This window comes from Terrabacter sp. R4-6, assembly GCF_057529065.1.
The window spans coordinates 1026397-1047197 of the sequence record NZ_CP197224.1 but is presented as its reverse complement, the minus strand read 5'-3'; the positions used below and the strand labels follow the sequence as shown (position 1 = coordinate 1047197).

At 72.1% G+C, this 20801-nt stretch carries 15 protein-coding genes; 11 read left to right on the top strand and 4 right to left on the bottom strand.

Features of this window, described 5'->3' with window-relative positions; genetic code table 11:
• Nucleotides 1-46: 46 nt before the first annotated feature.
• Nucleotides 47-925, top strand: a complete 879-nt coding sequence (locus tag ACSSS0_RS04870) for a GNAT family N-acetyltransferase (protein ID WP_487230261.1) — start codon at nucleotides 47-49, stop codon at nucleotides 923-925.
• Nucleotides 926-988: 63 nt separating this feature from the next.
• Here ACSSS0_RS04870 and ACSSS0_RS04865 read toward each other — a convergent pair whose 3' ends face one another.
• Entirely contained in the window at nucleotides 989-1774 is a 786-nt protein-coding gene (locus tag ACSSS0_RS04865) for an alpha/beta hydrolase-fold protein (RefSeq protein ID WP_487230260.1), read from the bottom strand.
• A gap of 139 nt (nucleotides 1775-1913) precedes the next feature.
• Entirely contained in the window at nucleotides 1914-4349 is a 2436-nt protein-coding gene (locus tag ACSSS0_RS04860; RefSeq protein WP_487230259.1) for an FdhF/YdeP family oxidoreductase, read from the bottom strand.
• A gap of 153 nt (nucleotides 4350-4502) precedes the next feature.
• Here ACSSS0_RS04860 and ACSSS0_RS04855 point away from each other — a divergent pair, with 153 nt between their 5' ends.
• The 3 genes from ACSSS0_RS04855 (at nucleotide 4503) to ACSSS0_RS04845 (ending at nucleotide 7628) form a co-directional block, all read left to right on the top strand.
• Nucleotides 4503-5426 (top strand): extensin family protein, encoded by a 924-nt coding sequence (locus ACSSS0_RS04855; RefSeq protein WP_487230258.1) that lies wholly within the window; start codon nucleotides 4503-4505, stop codon nucleotides 5424-5426.
• Between the two features lie 48 nt (nucleotides 5427-5474).
• Nucleotides 5475-6884, top strand: coding sequence for a proline--tRNA ligase (proS, locus tag ACSSS0_RS04850; protein ID WP_487230257.1), 1410 nt, complete (start codon nucleotides 5475-5477; stop codon nucleotides 6882-6884).
• Between the two features lie 87 nt (nucleotides 6885-6971).
• Entirely contained in the window at nucleotides 6972-7628 is a 657-nt protein-coding gene (locus ACSSS0_RS04845) for a nitroreductase family protein (RefSeq protein ID WP_487230256.1), read from the top strand.
• A 158-nt stretch (nucleotides 7629-7786) separates the two neighbouring features.
• Here the strand turns inward: ACSSS0_RS04845 and ACSSS0_RS04840 are convergent, their stop codons facing one another.
• On the bottom strand, nucleotides 7787-8695 hold the full coding sequence (locus ACSSS0_RS04840; protein WP_435985053.1) for a serine protein kinase RIO: 909 nt from the start codon (nucleotides 8693-8695) through the stop codon (nucleotides 7787-7789).
• Nucleotides 8696-8946: 251 nt separating this feature from the next.
• Between ACSSS0_RS04840 and ACSSS0_RS04835 the strand changes: the two genes are divergently transcribed.
• From ACSSS0_RS04835 to ACSSS0_RS04815, 5 genes are all read left to right on the top strand, one after another.
• Nucleotides 8947-12444: a CHAT domain-containing protein gene (locus tag ACSSS0_RS04835; RefSeq protein WP_487230255.1), complete on the top strand. Its 3498-nt coding sequence runs from the start codon at nucleotides 8947-8949 to the stop codon at nucleotides 12442-12444.
• A 62-nt stretch (nucleotides 12445-12506) separates the two neighbouring features.
• Nucleotides 12507-13382 (top strand): caspase family protein, encoded by an 876-nt coding sequence (locus tag ACSSS0_RS04830; protein ID WP_435985055.1) that lies wholly within the window; start codon nucleotides 12507-12509, stop codon nucleotides 13380-13382.
• Nucleotides 13383-13543: 161 nt separating this feature from the next.
• Entirely contained in the window at nucleotides 13544-14743 is a 1200-nt protein-coding gene (locus ACSSS0_RS04825) for an acyl-CoA dehydrogenase family protein (RefSeq protein ID WP_435985056.1), read from the top strand.
• Between the two features lie 40 nt (nucleotides 14744-14783).
• Nucleotides 14784-15482 (top strand): YflT domain-containing protein, encoded by a 699-nt coding sequence (locus tag ACSSS0_RS04820; protein WP_487230254.1) that lies wholly within the window; start codon nucleotides 14784-14786, stop codon nucleotides 15480-15482.
• A gap of 122 nt (nucleotides 15483-15604) precedes the next feature.
• Nucleotides 15605-16762 (top strand): hypothetical protein, encoded by a 1158-nt coding sequence (locus ACSSS0_RS04815; RefSeq protein WP_487230253.1) that lies wholly within the window; start codon nucleotides 15605-15607, stop codon nucleotides 16760-16762.
• Between the two features lie 115 nt (nucleotides 16763-16877).
• Here the strand turns inward: ACSSS0_RS04815 and ACSSS0_RS04810 are convergent, their stop codons facing one another.
• Nucleotides 16878-18422 (bottom strand): aminopeptidase P family protein, encoded by a 1545-nt coding sequence (locus ACSSS0_RS04810; RefSeq protein ID WP_487230252.1) that lies wholly within the window; start codon nucleotides 18420-18422, stop codon nucleotides 16878-16880.
• Nucleotides 18423-18614: 192 nt separating this feature from the next.
• Here ACSSS0_RS04810 and ACSSS0_RS04805 point away from each other — a divergent pair, with 192 nt between their 5' ends.
• Together ACSSS0_RS04805 and ACSSS0_RS04800 are read left to right on the top strand one after the other, a co-directional pair.
• Nucleotides 18615-20078 carry a threonine/serine exporter family protein gene (locus ACSSS0_RS04805; protein WP_487230251.1) on the top strand — a complete coding sequence of 488 codons (1464 nt, stop codon included), beginning with the start codon at nucleotides 18615-18617 and terminating at the stop codon, nucleotides 20076-20078.
• A gap of 29 nt (nucleotides 20079-20107) precedes the next feature.
• Entirely contained in the window at nucleotides 20108-20737 is a 630-nt protein-coding gene (locus tag ACSSS0_RS04800) for a MaoC family dehydratase (protein ID WP_487231187.1), read from the top strand.
• Nucleotides 20738-20801: the final 64 nt, after the last annotated feature.

The following is a 20801-nucleotide window of genomic DNA, read 5'->3' as shown; positions in this document are numbered from 1 at the left end:
CGAGAACGGGGTGTGGTCTCGCTCGGTGACCGTGTTGGATCGGGGCATGGCGGTCGAGCTGGTCACACCGGGAGTCGAGGGCCTCGTCGAGGCGGTGCGCGTGCTGCGCGGGTGGCAGCAGGACAGGATGCCGGTCCAGCTGCACCCCGGCGACCTCGGCTGGAACTGGAGCCTCGGCGCTGCGACGACCGCCGCGGCGGTCCGCACGTGGAGCCGCGACGGGAGCCTCGTCGCACTCGGGTTCCTCGACGAGCCGCGCGTGCTGCGGATGGCGGTCGCGCCCGAGGCGGGTGACGACGACGAGCTCGCGCGGCAGCTGGTCGCCGACGTGTCGCGTCCCGAGCGTGGCGTGCTCCCGGCCGGTGAGGCGTCGGTCGAGGCGCGGTACGGCGACGCCTTCCGCGCGAGCCTGGCCGCCGACGGGTGGACCGACGGCGAGCCGTGGACGCCGCTCGTCCGTGACCTCACCGAGCCCGTGGAGGACTGCGGACTGCGGGTCGAGGTCGTCGGACCGGACCCGGCGCCGGAGCGGCTCCGGGACCGTGTGGCCCTGCAGCGTGCGTCGTTCGAGACCTCGACGTTCACCGAGGAGCGCTGGCGGACCATGGCGTCCGGGCCTGCCTATCGCGACGCGCGGTGCCTCGTCGGTTACGACCAGTCCGGGGCGGCGGTCGCGACGGCCACGGTGTGGTCGGCCGGCCGGGGCCGTCCCGGTCTCATCGAGCCGCTGGGAGCGCACCGCGACCACCGCGGCCGCGGCCACGGACGGGCGATCACGCTGGCGTGCGCGGCGGCGCTCCGGGACCTCGGCTCGTCGAGCGCCCTCGTCTGCACGCCGAGCGCCAACGTCGGCGGTGTCGCGGCGTACCTCTCGGCCGGCTTCCACCGCCACCCGGACGCGCACGACCTGCACCGAGCCGATTGAGGCCCTCCGCGCGCACCCGCACCTCGACCCGGGGAGCTGTCGAGGGGAGGCGCTAGAGAGGTCTCAGGTCCGGGCGGCAGCCCAGGTCATCTCGGCCCTGACGTTGCTGCTCCAGAAGTCGTCGTCGTGGCCACCTGGGATGAAGTAGCCCTCCGCGCCCGGAAGTCGCTGGGCCAGAACGCGGTTCGCGGCGATGAACGGGTCGGACGTGCCGCAGTCGAGCCGGACCGGGATGCCCCGCAGCCGGTCGAGACGGTTGAAGATCGAGTGCCGGTCGAAGTCGGCGCGCCCGTCGTAGGCCCGGGCGGGCGTCTCGCTGCCCCTCTGCCACAGCGCGGCACTCGCGGCGACGACGCCGCTGACGCGCGAACGCCCGAGCTCGCTCGCGATGAGGAGCGCACCGAAGCCACCCATCGACCAGCCGAGCAGGGCCACGGGTGAGGTCGCCGGCAGCCCGGAGGCCTCGAGCGCCATCGGCACGAGCTCGTCACGGACCATCGCCCCGGTGTCGCTGCCGTCGCGGCGCGGGTGCCAGTAGCCGTTGCCGCCGTCGACGGAGACGAGCGCCATCCCCGAGGGCTCCACGGCATCGCCGAAACCGAGGTCGAACGCGTCGTCGGCGCCCCCTCCGAAGCCGTGCAGCGCGACGACGAGACCCGTGGCACGGCCCGACCGCGGCACGGCCAGACGCCAGCGTGGCGCCTCGACACCGAAGCGGTCGGAGAGCACGCCGTCGCTGAGGGTCGGCCCGTCGGCGGCGGAGCACCCGGCCAGCCCGGTCGTCACGGTCGCGAGGCCGAGGGCGCCGAGCAGCACGGCGCGTCGTGACGGGCCGGTGTCGGAGGACATGCGGGGAGCGTAGGACCCCAACGGCCCGGTGGCGGGGCGACGCGCGCCGCGAGCACACGGCATACGCACGCCGCCCCGACCGGGTGTGGTCGGGGCGGCGGCGCGGTCCTGGGACGGTGGCGTGGGTCGGGGTGCTGCGTCAGCTCAGGTGGTGCGGCTTGACCTCGCTGCGCTTCTCGGAGTCGTCGCCGGCCTCGAGGTCGTCGCTCGCCGAGTGGGGTGGCGCCTGACCGGCCGGGACGAGGCGCACGATGACCGCCTTGGACACCGGGCAGTTGCTGCCGACGGCCGTGGACTCGAGGGCCACGAGCGGGTTGACCTCGGGGTAGTAGGCGGCGACGCAGCCACGCACCGTGGGGTAGGAGACGACCCGGAAGTCGCGGACGACCCGCTGGGTGCCGTCGGGCCAGGGCGCGATGACGTCGACGTGGTCACCGTCGGAGAACCCGAGGGTGGCGAGGTCGTCGGGGTGCACCATGACGATCTCGCGCCCGCCGGAGATGCCCCGGTAGCGGTCGTCGTGGCCGTAGATCGTCGTGTTGAACTGGTCGTGGCTGCGCAGCGACTGGAGCACGAGGTGGCCCTCGGGCGCCGACACCATCTGCAGCGGGCTGACCGTGAGCACGGCTCGCTGCGACGGCGTCTCGAACGTCCGCGAGTCCCGCGGCGGGTGCGGCAGCACGAAGCCGCCGGGGCGGTGCACCTTCTCGTCGTAGGCCTCGCACCCGGGCACGACGCGCTCGATGTGGCGCCGGATGACGGAGTAGTCGTCGGCCATGGCAGCCCAGTCGATCTCGCCGGCGGCCCCCTGCCCCGCCAGCGTGGCCGCGGCGATCCCGCTGATGATCGAGACCTCCGAGCGCAGCTCCGGGCCCGCTGGCTCGAGGCGGCCGTGCGAGAGGTGCACGCTCGACATGCTGTCCTCGACGGTGACGCCCTGCAGGCCGCTGCGCTGCTCGTCGCGCTCGGTGCGCCCGAGCGTCGGCAGGATGAGCGAGGTGTGCCCGACGACGACGTGCGAGCGGTTGAGCTTCGTCGAGATGTTGACGACGAGGTCGACCGACCGGAGGGCGTCGTGTGTCACCTCGGTGTCGGGCGTCGCCGCGGCGAAGTTGCCGCCGAGCCCGACGAGGACCTTCGCCTCGCCGTCGCGCATGGCGCGGATCGAGTTGACGACGTCGAGGCCGCGCTCGCGCGGGACGTCGATGCCGAACTCGCCCTCCAGGGCGTCGCCGAAGTGGGGCGGGAGCTTCTCCCAGATGCCCATGGTGCGATCGCCCTGGACGTTCGAGTGCCCGCGCACGGGGCACAGGCCGGCCCCGGGCTTGCCGATGTTGCCCTGGACGAGGGCGACGTTGGCCATCTCCTTGATCGTCGCGACGGCGTGCCGGTGCTGCGTGACGCCCATGGCCCAGCAGAGCACCGTCTTGCGCGAGGTGGCGAAGAGCTCGGCGACCCGCTCGATCTGCGCGCGGTCGAGCGAGGTCGCCTCGTCGACGAGGTCCCAGTCGAGCTCGCGCATGTGGGCCGCCCACTCCTCGAAGCCGGCGGTGTGGCGCTCGATGAAGTCGGTGTCGAAGACGTCCTCGCCGGCGTCGTGGCGGGCCACGAGGAGCGAGCCGATGGCCTGGAAGAGCGCGAGGTCGCCGCCGAGGCGGATCGGCAGGAACTCGTCGGCGAGCTCGGTCCCGAGACCGACGAGACCCTTGACCTTCTGCGGGTTGTCGAAGCCGCGCAGTCCGGTCTCGGGCAGCGGGTTGACGGCGATGATCGTGGCGCCGCCCCGCTTGGCGATCTCGAGCGCGGTGAGCATGCGCGGGTGGTTGGTGCCGGGGTTCTGTCCGGCGATGAGGATGAGCTCGGCCTCGTGGATGTCGTCGAGGCTCACCGAGCCCTTGCCGATGCCGATGACCTCGGCGAGGGCGACGGAGGTCGACTCGTGGCACATGTTGGAGCAGTCCGGCAGGTTGTTCGTGCCGAAGGCCCGGGCGAAGAGCTGGTAGGCGAACGCCGCCTCGTTCGACGCGCGCCCGCTCGTGTAGAAGACCGCCTCGTCGGGGGACGCGAGCCCGCGCAGCCGCTCGGCGACGAGGGCGTACGCGTCGTCCCACGAGATCGGCTCGTAGTGGGTGCCGCCGTCGCGCAGCACCATCGGGTGCGTGATGCGCCCCTGCTGCCCGAGGAGGTAGTCGGTCCAGCCGGACAGCTCGGCGACGGGGTGCTCGGCGAAGAACGAGGGGTCGACCCGGCGCAGCGTCGCCTCCTCGGCGACGGCCTTGGCGCCGTTCTCGCAGAACTCGGCGAAGCTGCGCTCCTCCGGGTGCGGGTCGGGCCACGCGCAGCCCATGCAGTCGAAGCCGTCGGCCTGGTTGATGCGCCGCAGCGTCGCGAAGGACCGGCGGGCGCCCATCTGCTCCATGCCGCGCTGCGCCGTCACCGCGATGGCGGTGAGGCCGGCAGCCTTCGACTTGATCTTGCCGCGGTCGACCTGGGTCGGGTCGACGTCGTGGGTGGGAGCCGCTGTCGGCCGCACGGGCACGATCGGGATCATGGTGCGGCGCCGGTGCTCGGACATTGGTCTAACCCCTCGTCGGATCGGTTGTCACAAGACTCGTTCCCCGTTCGTCCCCGCACGTCACCACGTGGGACTGGCAGTTTCCTGTGAGTCTGCCCCATCCGCTTCGTCCCCTGCGGGATACCTCCGGCCGCCTCGAGCGTTGGAGCAGGCATGAGCCAGGACACGCGGACGGGGGAGCCGTCGCCGCCCGTGCCCGACCCCGCCGACCCCGTCGCGCCGGACGCGTCGGCAGGGGCGCCGCGCGGCGGCCTGACCCGCCGTCGCCTGATCACGCTGGGCGCGGTGGGTGCCGTCGCCGCCGGAGGCGCGTATGCCGTGTCGCGCGGTCCCGGCCTCCCGTCTCTCCCGCAGCTGTCGCGTCTCGGGGAGCCGGCACCGCCGGAGCTGCGCATCGACCCGCAGCCGGTGGGCTTCTCCGACCTGCAGGCGAGGCGGCGCATCGGCAACGCCACCTACGTCTACGAGGTGAACGCGCGCCCCGCGACCTACTACGTCACCGAGCCGTTCGGCGCCCGCCTCGACCGGTGGCTCGCGCTGCACCGGCGCCACGTTGGACAGGTGCCCGACGAGGTCCGCTCCTACGGCGCGTGGGTCCGCGGCTCGTCGACGTCGTGGCACAGCTCGGGCGAGGCCATCGACATCGCCCGGCTGCGCGCCGACGGCCGCGACCTGACGAGCCTGCGCTACGACCGGTGGCGCGACGCCCCGGCGCCCGAGCTGCGCCGTCGCCTCGCGCTCTACTGGCGCACGGCCGCCGGACTGCACCACGAGTTCGCCGACGTGCTGACCTACCTCTTCGACGCCGCGCACAGCAACCACATCCACGTCGACCTCGGCCGGTTCGGGCCGGAGCGGCCGCGGCTCATCCGCCGTTCCGACGCGCAGGTCCAGGCCGTCCAGGCGATGTGCCGCCACGTCTGGGGCCGCACCGACGTGGAGGTCACCGGCGACTTCGACGACGTGACGCGGGAGGCGACCACGCGCATCCTCGAGCAGGCCGGCGGGCCGGGGGAGCTCGGCGACAGCCGCGAGACCTGGCAGGCGTTCATGGTCGCGACGATGGAGCGCGCCTAGGTCAGACGACGTGACGGCGCCCCCGCGCCCGATCGTAGGATCGGGCCCATGGCCAAGACCGTGCTCACTCCTCAGTCAGAGGACTTTCCCCGTTGGTACCAGGACGTCGTCGCGAAGGCGGAGCTCGCCGACAACGGACCAGTGAGGGGCACGATGGTCATCCGACCGTACGGCTACGCGATCTGGGAGCGGATGCAGGCCGACATGGACCGGCGCATCAAGGAGGCCGGCGCGCGCAACGCGTACTTCCCCCTCTTCATCCCGGAGTCCTACCTCAGCCGTGAGGCCGAGCACGTCGAGGGCTTCAGCCCCGAGCTCGCGGTCGTGACCCACGCCGGCGGCAAGGAGCTCGAGGAGAAGGTCGTCGTGCGCCCGACCTCCGAGACCGTCATCGGCGAGTACATGGCCAAGTGGACGCAGAGCTACCGCGACCTGCCGCTGCTGCTCAACCAGTGGGCCAACGTCGTGCGGTGGGAGCTGCGCCCGCGGATCTTCCTGCGCACGAGCGAGTTCCTCTGGCAGGAGGGCCACACGGCGCATGCCACCGAGGAGGACGCTCGCCTCTACGCCAAGCGCATCCACGAGGAGGTCTACGCGCCGTTCATGCGCGAGATGCTCGCGATGCCGGTCGTCCTCGGTCGCAAGACGAAGCGCGAGCGCTTCGCCGGTGCGACGAACACCCTTGCGCTGGAAGGGATGATGCGCGACGGCAAGGCCCTCCAGATGGGCACGAGCCACGAGCTCGGCCAGAACTTCGCGAAGGCGTTCGACATCACCTACCTGTCCGAGCAGGGTCGGCAGGAGACGTGCTGGACGACGTCGTGGGGCAGCTCCACCCGCATGCTCGGCGGCCTCATCATGGGACACGGCGACGACCACGGCCTGCGCGTGCCGCCGAGGCTCGCTCCGGTCCAGGCCCTCGTCATGGTCGTCAAGGAGGGCGAGGGTGTCGTCGAGGCGGCACGTCAGGTCGTCGCCGACCTCGTCGCGCGCGGCGTGCGGGCCGAGCTCGACGCGCGCGTCGACACGCCTTTCGGACGCCGCGCCGTCGATGCCGAGCTCAAGGGCATCCCGGTCCGGGTCGAGGTCGGCCCCCGTGACCTCGCCGACGGCTCGGTCACCGTGGCCCGGCGCATCGCCGGAGGCAAGTCGTCGGTGCCGCTCGGCGCCGTCGTCGACACGGTGACGGGCGCGCTCGACGAGGACCACGACACGCTGTATGCCGCCGCGCTCGCCCATCGCGACGCGAACACCGCCGCCGTGACCACCCTCGAGGAGGCCGCCGAGGCGGCCCGCACCGGGTGGGCCACCATCCCGTGGGCGACCCTCGGGGACGAGGGGGAGGCCGTGCTCGCGGAGTCGGCCGTGACCGTGCGGTGCCTGACGATGCCCGACGGCACCGTGCCGACGTCGGAGTCCGGCGACGGGGTGCTCGCGGTCGTCGGCCGCGCCTACTGACCGGGAGGTGGTCCCGCCCACACCCTCGGGCGGGAAGACCACGGACTGCGGCATGGTTGACGAGTGCGTGAGGACGGCGAGCGAGACGTGAGCGACGAGACCGTGGACAGCGGACGGCATACGCCCGCGGTGCCGACGGCGCAGCCGGAGACGCTGACGCCCCTGCTGCGCGACCGCGAGAGCGTCATGGTCTACGACCGCTCGCACGTGCTCGGCGCCGAGGCCCTGCGCGCGATCCTCGAGGCCGCGAGGTGGTCACCGTCGGCCGGCAACTCGCAGCCGTGGGGCTTCGTCGTCGGCCTGCGCGGCGACGACACGCACGCCGCCATGGTCGACGTCCTGTCGTCGGCCAACCAGGTGTGGGCGCCGTCGGCCTCGGCCATCATCCTGACGCTGCACCAGGTCGCGACCGACGAGGACCACGAGCTCGCCTACAGCGACTACGCGATGTTCGACCTCGGGCAGGCCGTCGCGCACATCACCGTGCAGGCGCGTTCGATGGGCCTGCAGGTGCGCCAGTTCGGCGGCTTCGACCACCGGGCGGCGACCGAGCGGTTCGCCGTCCCGCCGCACTGGGCGGTGACGACGGGGATCGCGCTCGGGCTGCCCGCCGGCCCCGACGGCGACGGTGAGATGCCGGAGTGGGTGCGCGCCCGGGCGCGGCTCCCGCGGTCGCGCCTGCCGCTCGAGGCGTTCGTCCACTCGGGGAAGTTCGGCCACCCGGCGGACAGCCTCACCGACTGACCACGTCGAAAGGCCACGAACCGGGGGACCAGAGTGCCCGCGGGGTCGCGGGACGGCCCGGTTCGTGGCCTTTCGACGGTTGGAGGGACGATGGAGCCCACCCCACGAACGGGTGGCCTCCATCTGGTCCGTGGCCCTCGGCGTGACGACGAGCGTCCTCACCAGCGCGACGTCGCCGCCGCGATGAGGTCACCGAAGAGCAGGCCCTCGTCGACCGCATACCCACGACGGGTGAACCAGTCACACATGTTGTGGGTGTCGCGCTCGAGGAACTCCGGGCCGTGCGGGTTGCCGATGACGTCGACGACCTGCGGCCAGTCGATGAGGACGAGCCGTGCGTCGTCCCCCTCGCCCTCGAGGAGCACGTTGTAGGGGGAGAGGTCGCCGTGCGCCCAGCCGAGCTCGGCGAGCCGGAGCATCGCCTCGCGCAGCTGCTCGAAGAGCACCGGCAGCAGGTCCGGGTCGGGACGCACCTGCGCCAGACGCGGCGCCGCCTGCCCGTCGGGGGTGCCGATGAACTCCATCAGCATCTCGTCGTCGGACATCTGCACCGGGTAGGGCACCGGCAGCCCCTCGTGCCAGAGGCGGACCAGCGTCTCGAACTCGGCGAAGGCCCAGAGGCCGCTGATCAGCTCCTTGCCGAACGAGGTGCGGGTCCGCATGGCCCGCGTCTCGCGCGACTTCCGCACGCGCCGCCCCTCGAGGTAGCCCGAGTCGCGGTGGAACATGCGGTGCTTGCTCGACCGGTAGCGCTTGCCGGCCATGAGCACGTCGCGGTCGGGGGAGCCGGGCACCCACCGGCGCACGAGGTGGACGTCGGCCTCCTTGCCGGTCTTGAGGACCCCGAGGTCGGCCTCGACCGCGCCGAGGTCGGTGATGACCCACTCCGGACGGGGCTTCGGGCCGTGGGTGGCTCCGTCCCAGCTCGACCACCGGTCGCCCTCGGGAGGGCCGTCGGGGTCGGTGTCGACCGCGTACTGCTCGTCCTCGAGGCCGAGGCCGCGTCGTGCGGTCAGTCGGTTGCCGACGACTGTGAGGTCGTCGTCGTGAAATGCGTTGAAAGACAAGAGAACTCCAAGGAAGAAGAGATGTGGGCGGGCATGCCCGGGGCCGTGATGGTCATGTCACCCTCCTTGGGTCCTGGCGTGCGGCCGTGTGCCGCTGCGCTCGCGAAGAGACTGGCGCATCCACCGGGTCCCGCGCAACGGAATTGATGTCGCGACGTCGGTCGAGGCGTTTGCGGATCTGTATCACCGAGCCCTCCGTTCACCTCTACCGTGGCAAGGAGCAGGGGAGACGTCTCGGAGGGAGCCCAGGTATGCCGTCCGCGTCCTTCGGCGGGGGAGCGGTGCGCGTGCGCGCGCCCCGCGGCTACGACACGTCCGCCGCGACGGACCGCACCGACCGCGACCTGCCCTCGGGTGACCGACGTGTGGCCGAGCGAGCCGCCCTCGTCGAGGCCCTGCGCGCCGACGACTTCGTCGTCGTCGACCGGATCGACCTGACACCACGGCGTTCTCGCGACCTGGGCGGTCCGGCACCGGCGAACCGTCCCGGCACCGTGAAGCTCGACGTCGACGTGCCGGCCGGCAACGACGCCGTCGTCCTGCTCGAGCGCGACGGGGTCTACTCGTGGCACCTGCCGGTCGATGCAGCCGAGCGCACGCGCTCGATCGACCCCGGCCCGCGCACCGTCTCGTTCGCCCTGTCGGTGCAGCCCGAGAGGCCGCGGCGTCCGAGGCCGCGGTCGCGCGGCATCGACTCGCCGAGCGCAGGACCGGCCCCGGCCGACCGTGGGCTGCTGGGCGACCTCGCCCACGGCGTCCTCCAGGCGATCGTGCTGCGCTTCGCCGCCCCCGTCATCGTCGACAAGGTCGTCGAGCGACTCGAGTCGGGCGTGCGCACCGGCCTCGTCCACGTCACCGGGGGAGCGCTCGAGGCATGGAAGCCCGTCGGCTCCCTCTCGGAGGTGGGCCTCCCCACCGACCGCGCGGCACGGGTCCTGCTTCTCGTCCACGGCACGTTCTCGTCGACGACCGGTGCCTTCGGGGCGCTCGCCGTCACTCCCGGTGCGGAGGGCTTCGTCGACACCCTCGTGTCCGCGTACGACGCCGTCATCGGCTTCGACCACCGCACCCTCAGCGTCGACCCGGAGCGCAACGCCCGCGACCTGCTCGCCCTGCTCGCTCCCCACGACGGCGAGCTCGTCCTCGACGTCATCACCCACAGTCGCGGTGGGCTCGTCACCCGGTCGTTCGTCGAGTCCGTGCTTCCGGGCGCGGGGCTGCGGATCGCCGTCGACTCGATCGTCTTCGTCGCCTCGACCAACGGCGGCACCCACCTCGCCGACCCGGAGCGCTGGCACGATCTCGTCGACCTCTACACGAACCTCGTCATGGTCACCGCGACCGGGCTCTCGCTCGTGCCCGGCGGTGCCCCGTTCGCGGCGGTCGTCGGCGGGGTCGTCCGTGGCGTGGGTGCGCTCGTGAAGTACCTCGTGTCGTATGCCGCCGGCGACGACGGCGTGCCCGGCCTGGCCGCGATGGTGCCCGAGGGGCCGTTCGTGACGAGCCTCAACGAGGACCAGCCGGGACAGCCCCGGCCGGGGACGAGCTGGTACGTCGTCTCGTCCGACTTCCACGTGTCGCTCTTCGACGACCACCACAACCCGCCGGAGTTCCCGCGCGAGCTCGCCGTCCGCCTCGCCGAGGGCTTCGTCGACGGGATCTTCGAGGGCCGCAACGACCTCGTCGTCGACACCGACTCGATGTCGGCGATCGGGCTGCCGGCGGGAGGCTTCGTCCGGGACACGTTCGCGCTCGGCACCAACGACGTCGTGCACCACGTCAACTACTTCTCGCAGCTCTCGGTCATCGGCGCGATCTCGCAGTGGCTGCCGCTCGGGCTCGGCGCGTCCGACGAGGAGGCGCACCTGCCCGAGTGGATGACGGCCGGGCCGGTCCTCGGCGCCGACGGAGGAGGCGACGAGCGGGGTCTCGAGATGGTCGAGCTGGAGGAGCCGGCCACGTCCGCCCGTCCCCCGACAGCCACCCGCCCGCCGACCGCGGCTCGTCCGCCCGGCACCCACGCCCGGCCGCCGGCGAGACCGTCGACGGGCCCCCGGGCCGAGGCGCCCGCGAAGAAGGCGACGGCACAGAAGGCGACGGCGAAGAAGGCGACGGCGAAGAAGGCGACGGCGAAGAAGGCGACGGCGAAGAAGGCGACGGCGAAGAAGGCGACGGCGAAGAAGGCGGTCCGCCGTGATCGCCAGAAGCCTGCGGGTCACGGACCGACGAGCCCTCTCGAGGGCACGACGGAGGCCGAGCTGGCTGCGGAGATGCCGTCGACGGTGACACCGGGCGCCGACGCCACCGTGCGCGTCCGACTGGCCCGGCAGGCGCTCGCGCCGACGGAGGGCACCGTCCACGTGTCGAGGACCGTCCACGTCGACGCGGAGCGCGCGATCAGCGTCCAGGTCTACGCGAAGGACAACGTCCAGGTCCTCGAGACCGAGGCCAAGGTCTTCGGGCTCCCGAGCGGCGACTGGGCCAGCGAGCTGACCTTCCGGGTGCGTGCCCTCGCGCCCGGGCCCGTCCGCGTGTCCATCGTCCTGCGACAGGGCTGGGTGCCCGTCGCGACCGTCACCCTCGAGTCGACGGCTGCCGCGGCCGGCATGGTCGCTCCGGCGCCGGTCACCGCCACCGTCCACACCGGCATCGACGCTCCGGAGCTCGACGGCCTGCCCTGCCTCGACATCGTCGAGTGCCGCCGGGTCACGGGCGAGCGCGTCTACAGCTACGCGCTCCGGCTCGTGCCGGGGGAGGCCGAGCGGGTGTTCGAGTCGGCGCCGATCGTCGGGCGCGACGAGTTCGTCCGCGACCGGATCGCCGAGGTCGAGCAGGTCATCAAGGACCCCGACCTCACGCCGCGCCAGCGGATGTCACAGCTGCAGAACACCGGCACGATGCTCTTCGACCAGTTCTTCCCCGAGGACATGCAGGCGTACCTCTGGGAGCACCGCGACCTCGTGCACGACCTCATCGTCTACACCGACGAGCCGTTCGTGCCCTGGGAGCTCGTCCACCTCAAGCCCGCGCGCGGCAAGCGCGGCACCACGCCGCGCTTCCTCGCCTCCGGCGGGCTCGTGCGCTGGCAGCTCGGCAGCTTCCCGCCCCGGGCCGTACGCGTGCGCCGGGGGCACGCCCGGTCGATCTGCCCCGTCTACGCCAACCCGATGTTCAAGAACGACGTCGGCGTGGCCGAGGCCGGCTACCTCAAGGACCGGTTCGGGGCCAAGGCCGTGACCGCCACCCCGAGCGGCGTCGAGCGGCTCCTCCGCGGCGGGGGCTTCGACCTGCTGCACTTCTCGGGCCACGGCGCGGCGCGCTCCGACGACATCGCCGAGGCGAAGGTGCTGCTCAAGGGGCAGCGGCGTGGCACGACCGTGCGCGAGCAGTACCTCACGTCGACCGACGTCTCCGCGAACCTCGACTGGACCGAACCCGACAGCGTCGGGCCGCTCGTCGTCCTCAACGCCTGCCAGACCGGTCGGTCCGGCGAGCTCTTCACGACCGTCGGTGGCTTCGCCAAGGCCTTCCTCGACGCCGGGGCCTCGGCCTTCGTGTCGTGCCTGTGGTCGGTCCAGGAGGAGCCGGCGCGGGTCTTCGTCGAGACGCTCTACGAGGAGCTCCTCAAGGGCACCCCGATGTCCCGGGCGAGCGCGCTCGCCCGGGAGGCGGCACGGGACGCGGACGACCCGACCTGGCTCGCCTACGTCGTGTACGCGAGACCCGACGCGGTGCTCGAGACAGTCTGAAACGGCATACACCCCAGTCGAACCCGCTCACCCGAGTGGGTTCCGAGAAGGAAGGAACGGCCATGGCAAACAGGGCTCTGTGCGTGGGGATCAACGAGTTCGAGTCACTGCCGCAGACGAGCTGGCTGAACGGCTGCGTCAACGATGCCGACGACATCGCCAAGGCGCTGCGGCCGCTCGGCTTCACGGCGCGCGCGACGACGGTGCTCACCGACGCCGACGCGACGAAGAAGGCCGTCATGGCGGCCCTGACGAAGCTCGTCGACTCCGCGAAGGCGGGTGACCACCTGGTCTTCACCTTCTCCAGCCACGGCACGCAGGTGCCCAACGAGCCCGGTGGCGACGTCGAGCCGGACGACCTCGACGAGGCCTTCGCCTGCCACGACATCCGGCAGAAGGGTGACCAGTGGGACCGCGACACCGTCATCGTCGACGACGAGCTGCGCGACCTCTTCGCCCGCGTACCCGCCGGCGTCCTGCTCGAGGTGCTGCTCGACACGTGCCACAGCGGCACCGGCCTGAAGGACCTCGACGAGATCCTCCAGGCCCAGCTCCTCGGTCGGAAGCCGCGCTACCTCCCGCCGCCGACGCGTCGGGGCATCGACCAGTCCCGGGCCATCCGTGCCGTCACCCCGGTCCGCACCGTCGACCGCAAGGCCCTCGTCGAGCTGACGAAGAGCCGGTCCACGGCGTCGAAGCCCGTCCTCTTCGCGGCCTGCAAGCCGAACCAGACGGCGTCCGACGCGACCTTCGACGGCCGCTCCAACGGGGCCTTCACCTACCTCTTCCTCAAGGCGATGAAGGCGAGCCCGACGGCGACCCGCACCGAGCTGCTCCGCACCGTGACGGCAGGCCTCAAGGACGGCGACTTCAGCCAGCGCTCGACGCTCGAGGGCCCGGTCAAGGCCAAGAAGGTCGCCTTCGGCCAGCTCTGGTAGGCCGCTGCCGACGCGGCGCCGACGCCGCTGCCGACGCCGATCCGGTGACCGAGGACACAGGTGTCGACACTCACACGCGAGCGCGCTGACCGCGTGGCCGGCGCGACGGCATACTCGGTCGCAGTTGTCCGAGAGCCCAGACGCAAGGTGGCGATCCGAGCATGTCCCGACTGCAGCAGACCGACGGCCTCACCGAGGAGCAGACCGAGCTGATCAAGCTCGTCCGTGAGTTCGTCGACGAGCAGATCATCCCCGTCGCCATGGAGCTCGAGCACAAGGACGAGTACCCCCAGGCGATCGTCGACGGCATGAAGGAGATGGGGATCTTCGGGCTGATGATCCCCGAGGAGTACGGCGGTCTCGGCGAGTCCCTGCTGACCTACGCGCTCTGCGTCGAGGAGATCGCCCGCGGCTGGATGAGCGTCAGTGGCATCATCAACACCCACTTCATCGTCGCCTACATGGTGCTCCAGCACGGCACCGAGGAGCAGAAGCAGCACTACCTGCCGAAGATGGCGACGGGCGAGATCCGCGGTGCGTTCTCGATGAGCGAGCCGGGCTGCGGCTCGGACGTGGCGGCCATCAAGACCAAGGCGGTCAAGGGCGACGACGGCGAGTGGTCGATCACCGGACAGAAGATGTGGCTCACCAACGGTGGCTCGGCCAACCTCGTGGCCGTCCTCGTCAAGACCGACACCGGCGCCGACTCGGTCTACAAGAACATGACGACCTTCCTCATCGACAAGGAGTCTGGCTTCGGGGAGACCGCCCAGGGCGTCACCGTGCCCGGCAAGATCGACAAGATGGGCTACAAGGGCGTCGACACGACCGAGCTCATCTTCGACGGGCACCGCACCACCGACGCGCAGATCCTCGGCGGCGAGCCGGGCAAGGGCTTCTACCAGATGATGGACGGCGTCGAGGTCGGTCGCGTCAACGTCGCTGCGCGCGGATGCGGTGTCGCGAGAAGGGCTTTCGAGCTCGGCGTCTCCTACGCGCAGCAGCGCGAGACGTTCGGCAAGAAGATCGTGGACCACCAGGCTGTGCTCTTCCGGCTCGCCGACATGGCCGTCAAGGTCGAGGCCGCGCACGAGATGATGGTCAAGGCCGCCCGCAAGAAGGACTCAGGCCAGCGCAACGACCTCGAGGCCGGCATGGCGAAGTACCTTGCGTCCGAGTACTGCTCGCAGGTCGTCGAGGACAGCTTCCGCATCCACGGCGGCTACGGCTACTCCAAGGAGTACGAGATCGAGCGCCTCTACCGCGAGGCGCCGATGCTGCTCATCGGCGAGGGCACGGCCGACATCCAGCGGATGATCATCGGCCGTCGCCTCGTCGAGGACTACAAGCTCAAGGCCTGAGGGTCCCTCGCCACGCGGGCGGGGATGCGAGGATGGGCGCATGAGCCTGCAACCGAAGGGTCCGGGGGGACGCCAGGGATTCGCGACACTCTCCCTGGAGTACCCCATGTCGCTGGGTGTGTTCGAGCAGTACGTCGACGCGCAGAAGGCCGTCGACACGCTGTCCGACAACCAGTTCCCGGTCGAGAACTGCCTCATCGTCGGCACCGACCTCAAGCAGATGGAGCGGGTGACCGCCCGCCTCACGTGGGGTCGTGTCGCCCTCGGCGGTCTGCTGTCCGGAGTGTGGCTCGGGCTCTTCGTGGGCCTGATCCTCTCGCTCTTCTCCCGCCCCTCGAACCCGATGACGCTGCTGCTCTACACCGCCCTCTACGGCGCCGTGTTCGGCCTCATCTGGTCGCTCGTCGGCTACGCCTTCACGCGCGGTGCGCGCGACTTCTCGTCCGTGAGCCAGGTCGTGGCGACGCGCTACGAGGTCTTCTGCGAGCACAAGTTCGCCCAGCAGGGTCGCCAGATCCTCGCCGACGCAGGCATCGGCGTTGGCGCCAGGGCGGGCATCGGCCACGCCCCCGTCACGCCGACGCAGCCCCCGACCCAGCCCCCGACGCAACCCCCGACCCAACCCCCGACCCAACCCCCGACCCAACCCCCGACCCAACCCCCGACCCAACCCCCGACCCAACCCCCGACCCAGCCGCCGGGCCCCGACCAGCCGGGCCCGCCGCCGGCCGCCGGCTGACTCTCTGCAACGAAAGCGGGCGCCCACGTGTCCTTCCCGGTGACGGATCCCCGACGAAGGAGCGCCTGATGCAGCCCAGCAGGTCGAGAAGGTATGCCGCCGGTCGTGCTCTCGTGGTCGGCGTGGCCGCCGCGCTCACCCTCGCCGCGTGCGGGACCGCCACCGCGCCCGAGCCGGGGCAGACCTCGCTCGTGGCCAGCCCCGTCCGGCCCGTGACGGACCAGCCCGTCGAGGCCGACGGGGCCCTGCAGTGCCCCGCGACGGTCGACTCCGTGGACCTGTCCGACCCGGCACCCGTGCCCCAGAAGCCCCAGGGCGTCGACGGCGCCGCTCGGCTGCTCCCCGACCGCGACCCGACCTCGCTCGTCGTGTGCAGCTACCCCGTCGCGGACGTCATGGCGACCAAGCCGCTCTCGGCCCCCTTCCGCCTGGCGAAGCGCAGCGTCGCGAGCGCGTCGCAGCGGGCGGCGCTCGTCGAGGCCATGGCGTGGTCGCCGCGGGTCTCGGGCGGGCCGCGGGTGTGCACGATGATGGCCGGCAACGAGACGGCATACGTCGTCGGTGCCGCCTACGGCGACGCCATCGTGTGGGTGAGCTCGCTCGCCGACGCCAACGCGTGCTCGACCTCGACGAACGGCGACTTCCGCTCGGGTCCGGGGCCGGCGGTCCTGCTCGACCAGATGTTCGGCACGCGCACGCCGCCTGCCGAGCTCCCTGCCCCCTGCTCCCGGCTGTCCTGGGGGCGACTCGGCGACGACCGGACCCTGGCCCCCGAGGGCGACCCGACGGTGACGGTGTGCCGTGACGCCGTCGACGGCACGGTCAAGGCGACCCGGCTGGACGCGGCGCGCTCGGCGCAGGTCGCCGCAGCGCTCCGTGCCCTGCCGACGAAGCCGACGGACCAGACCTGCCAGGGCTCGGGCAAGACGAGCGACGCGCGGTTCGGGCTCGTGCTCGCGTATGCCGTCGGGCCGGCCGTGCGCGTCAACGTCGACCCCGCGTGTGCGCCCCCCGTCATGGGCTCGAACCTCCAGTCGGACGACGCGGGGTCGCTCGTCGACCTCGTCGAGCAGTGGAGCCCTCCGATCCCGGCCCCCGACCCGAACGGCTCGGTGTCGTCCGACGGCTCGGTCGGCTCGCCTGCCACCGGTCCTGCCGCCCCGCCCGACGCGACGGCCCCGAGCGAGGTGCCCGGCTCGACCGGTGGTGGCGCGCCCGGCAGCACGGGCATCGAGCCGGCCCCTGCACCCCCGCTGACCGAGATCCCGATGACGAGGTGACCCCTCCCGCCGACGAATCGTCCTGACACATCGGACGCGGCGCCCGGTCTCGACAGCGGTGCGACGCCGCTGGGCTCGAGACCGGACGCCGCGTCCGGTCAGGTGGGGGGGTCGGTCAGGCCTCGGCGCCCGCCCAGATGCGGGCGATCCACTCCTCGACCTCGGCGGAGCTGCGCGGCATCGCGGCCGAGAGGTTCTCGCAGCCGTCCGCGGTGATGAGGATGTCGTCCTCGATGCGCACGCCGTTGCCGCGGAACTCGTCCGGGACGAGCTCGTCGTCGGCCTTGAAGTAGAGCCCCGGCTCGACCGTGAGGACCATGCCCGGCTTCAGCTCGGCGTCGGAGTACTCCTCGCGGGTCGCGAGCGCGCAGTCGTGGACGTCGATGCCGAGGTGGTGGCTCGTGCCGTGCACCATCCACCGGCGGTGGTACTGCCCGTGGTCGGCGTCGAGCGTGCCCTCGACGTCGACGCCCTCGGGCAGCAGGCCCCACGCGTGCAGGTGCTCGGCGATGACGCGGATGGCCGCCGCGTGGACGTCGCTGAACCTGTTGCCCGGCCTGCAGGCCGCGATGCCGGCCTCCTGGGCGGCGTACACGGCGTCGTAGATCTTGCGCTGCGCGTCGGTGAAGGTGCCGCTCACCGGCAGGGTCCGGGTGATGTCGGCGGTGAAAAGGGAGTCGACCTCGACGCCGGCGTCGAGGAGCAGCAGGTCGCCGTCCTTGATGTCGCCGGTGTTCTTGATCCAGTGCAGCGTGTTGGCGTGGTCGCCGCTGGCGCAGATCGAGTCGTAGCCGACGCCGTTGCCGTGGTGGCGGGCGTGGAGGCCGAAGACGCCCTCGACCCAGCGCTCGCCGCGGCCGCGGCGGACGGCCTCGGGCAGGTCGGCGATGACGGCGTCGAAGCCCTTGTGGGTGCCGTCGACGGCGTCGCGCATCTGCTCGACCTCCCACTCGTCCTTGACGAAGCGAAGCGTCGAGAGGAAGGCCGCGAGCTGCTCGTCGGCCTCGCGCTGGCGGTCGACGCGGGTCTCTGCCTCAGTGGTCTCCTGCGTCCCGGCCGCGGCGTCGCGGGCCTTGTCGATGCGGGTCGCGACCTCGGCGTCGGCGTCGCGCACGACCCGGATCGTCACCTCACCGGCGTCCTTGCCGACGGCCTCACCGAACTCGTCGATGTGGCGGGCGGTGACCCCGAGCTCGGACTCGATGTCGGCGAGGGTGGGGCGGGCTCCGACCCAGAACTCGCCGTAGCGCGAGTCGCCGAAGAACTCCTCGGTGCCGCGGTCGGCGAGCGGACGGAAGTAGAGGACCGCCTCGTGCCCGCCGCTGCCCTCGCCCTCGGCGGACGGGCGCGGCTCGAGCACGAGCACGGCGTCGGGCTCGCGGTCGCTGCCCAGGCCCGTCAGGTGCGCGAAGGCGCTGTGCGGGCGGAAGACGTAGTCGCAGTCGTTGCTGCGCACCTTGAGGCCGCCGGCCGGGACGACGAGGCGCTCACCGGGGAAGGCGGCACTGACGGCGTCACGACGACGGGCTGCGTGGTCGGCGACCTCGGCCCGAGGGGTCACCTCGGTGCCGCGCGGTGCCCAACCGCTCGCGACGAAGGCCCGGAACTCGTCGGTCGTCGGGCGCTTGCGGCTCGGAGAGGTCTTCTGCTCTTCACTCATCACCCCGCCATGGTGCCACGCGGCACGAGGACCGCCGAACCCGGTTTCCGCGCCTGCCGGGCACCCCGGTGGGGTACCCCGGGGACCGGGGCGGTGGCATACGGTCTGGGAGTGGCCCGCACCGACCGACCCGCCCGGCCGACCACCGCCCACCGGAGCCTTCCCTCGCTGAGGGCGAGCACCCGGCGGGCCATGAGACCGAGCGGGCCGCCGACCGACGAGATCCCCATCTGGACGACGCCGGACGGGGTCGACTCGGTGACCGCCCAGGCCGTCATCGACCTCGCCATGCGCGCCGGCGTCGCGATGATCGCCACGGGTGCCGCAGCGGCGGACGTCACGGCCACCGTGCTCACCCTGACCAAGGCGTACGGCCTCAGCTCGGTCCACGTCGACGTCACGTACACGTCGGTCACCGTCTCCTACCACCGTGGCCCGAACGCCGACCCGATCACGGTGATGCGCATCGTGCGCTTCCGCGTCCAGGACTACACGCGTCTCGAGCGCCTCCGGGGGCTCATCGTCGACCTGTCGCAGGACCCCGTCCCGGTCGACGAGGCGCGGGTGCGCTTCGACTCGGTCATCACGGCGCCCCACCCGTACCGCCGCTGGCTCGTCACCGTCGCCGGTGGGGCGCTCGCGGCCGGCGCCGCCGGGCTCGTCGGCGGGGGGCCGTTCATCATCCTGCTCAGCTTCCTCACCGCGACGGTCGTCGGCCGCGTCCTCAGCTGGCTCACCGGCGCTGGCGTCGCGGCCTTCTTCGCGCAGTGCGTCGGCGCGGCCATCCCGACCGCGGTCGCGACCCTCGTCGTCGCGGCCCAGTCGGCCGGCATGACCTTCGTCGGCGACGTGTCGCCCTCGCTCGTCGTCGCGTCCGGCATCGTGCTGCTGCTCTCGGGGCTGTCGGTCGTCGGTGCCGCCGAGGACGCGCTCGAGGGCTACTACGTGACCGCCGGCGCGCGGGGGTTCGAGGTCATCGTGCTCTCGCTCGGCATCGCCGTCGGGATCTCCGTCGTGCTCTCCCTCGGCAAGCGGCTCGACTACCCGATCGCGATCAGCTCGCAGACCCTGCTCAGCGACGACGTCGTCGTCCAGGTCGTCTGCGCCGTCATCATCTCGGTCGCCTTCGCCGTGATGTCCTACGCGAGCGGCACGGCGGTCGTCGTCGCGGGCTTCGCCGGCGGCGTCGGGTGGGTCATGCTCGCGCTCGCCGAGCGGGCGCTCCAGCTCGGCGCCGTCACCGCGTCCGCGACCGCAGCGCTCGTCATCGGCTTCGCCGCCCGGCTCGTCGCCCGGCGGCTCAGCATCTCGGCGCTCGCCGTGACGACGGCCGCGATCGTCCCGCTGCTCCCGGGGCGGATGGCCTACGAGGGCATCTCGCAGCTCGTGACGAACCCCGAAGGCAACGGCTTCGCGGTCGGCGTCCCGACGCTGCTCCAGGCGTTCGGTCTCGGCCTCGGCCTCGCGGCCGGGGTGTCGCTCGGCACCTACTTCGCGAGCCTGCTCGTCGCCAAGAGCCAGGGCGTGCGGCCGCGTCCCGCCGCCGGCGCGACCCTGCCCGCGGACCCCGACCCCGAGGCGACCGGCAGCACCGCGCCGGTCCTCTCAGAGACGAGCGACCTCGCGGCCACGAGCGACGCGGACGCGCAGGCGTGAGCAAGCACACGGCATACGAGCATGGGCGTATGCCGCCCGCTCCGGCAGGCTGGGAGCCGCTCGTCCCAGCGGGGCCGGGTGACCACCTTCGACGAGGAGCGGGCATGCAGTTCGGACGCAGCTACGAGGAGTTCGAGGTCGGTGCGGTCTACCGGCACTGGCCCGGCAAGACGGTCACGGAGTACGACGACCACCTCTTCTGCCTGCTGACGATGAACCACCACCCGCTCCACCTCGACACCCACTACGCCGCGGGGTCGACGCAGTTCGGGCAGAACGTCGTCGTCGGCAACTACGTCTACTCGCTGCTGCTCGGCATGTCGGTGCCGGACGTGTCGGGCAAGGCCATCGCCAACCTCGAGATCGAGTCGCTGCGCCACGTCGCTCCGACCTTCCACGGCGACACGATCTACGGCGAGACGACGGTGCTCGACAAGTGGGAGTCGACCTCGAAGGACGACCGCGGCGTCGTCCACGTCGAGACGATCGGCTACAAGCAGGACGGCACGGTCGTGTGCATCTTCCGCCGCAAGGTCATGGTGCCCAAGGACAAGTACCTCGAGGCGCGCGGCGGCGAGCAGCCCGGCCGACCCGTCCCCGTCCCAGACAAGAACTGGCCCGGCCGCGACGCCACGCCCGAGGCGCCCGCCCAGGCCTGACCCTCGTGGCCTTCGTGGAGATCCTCCGGCACCTGGTGCCGGGGGATCTCCACGAGCCGGCCGC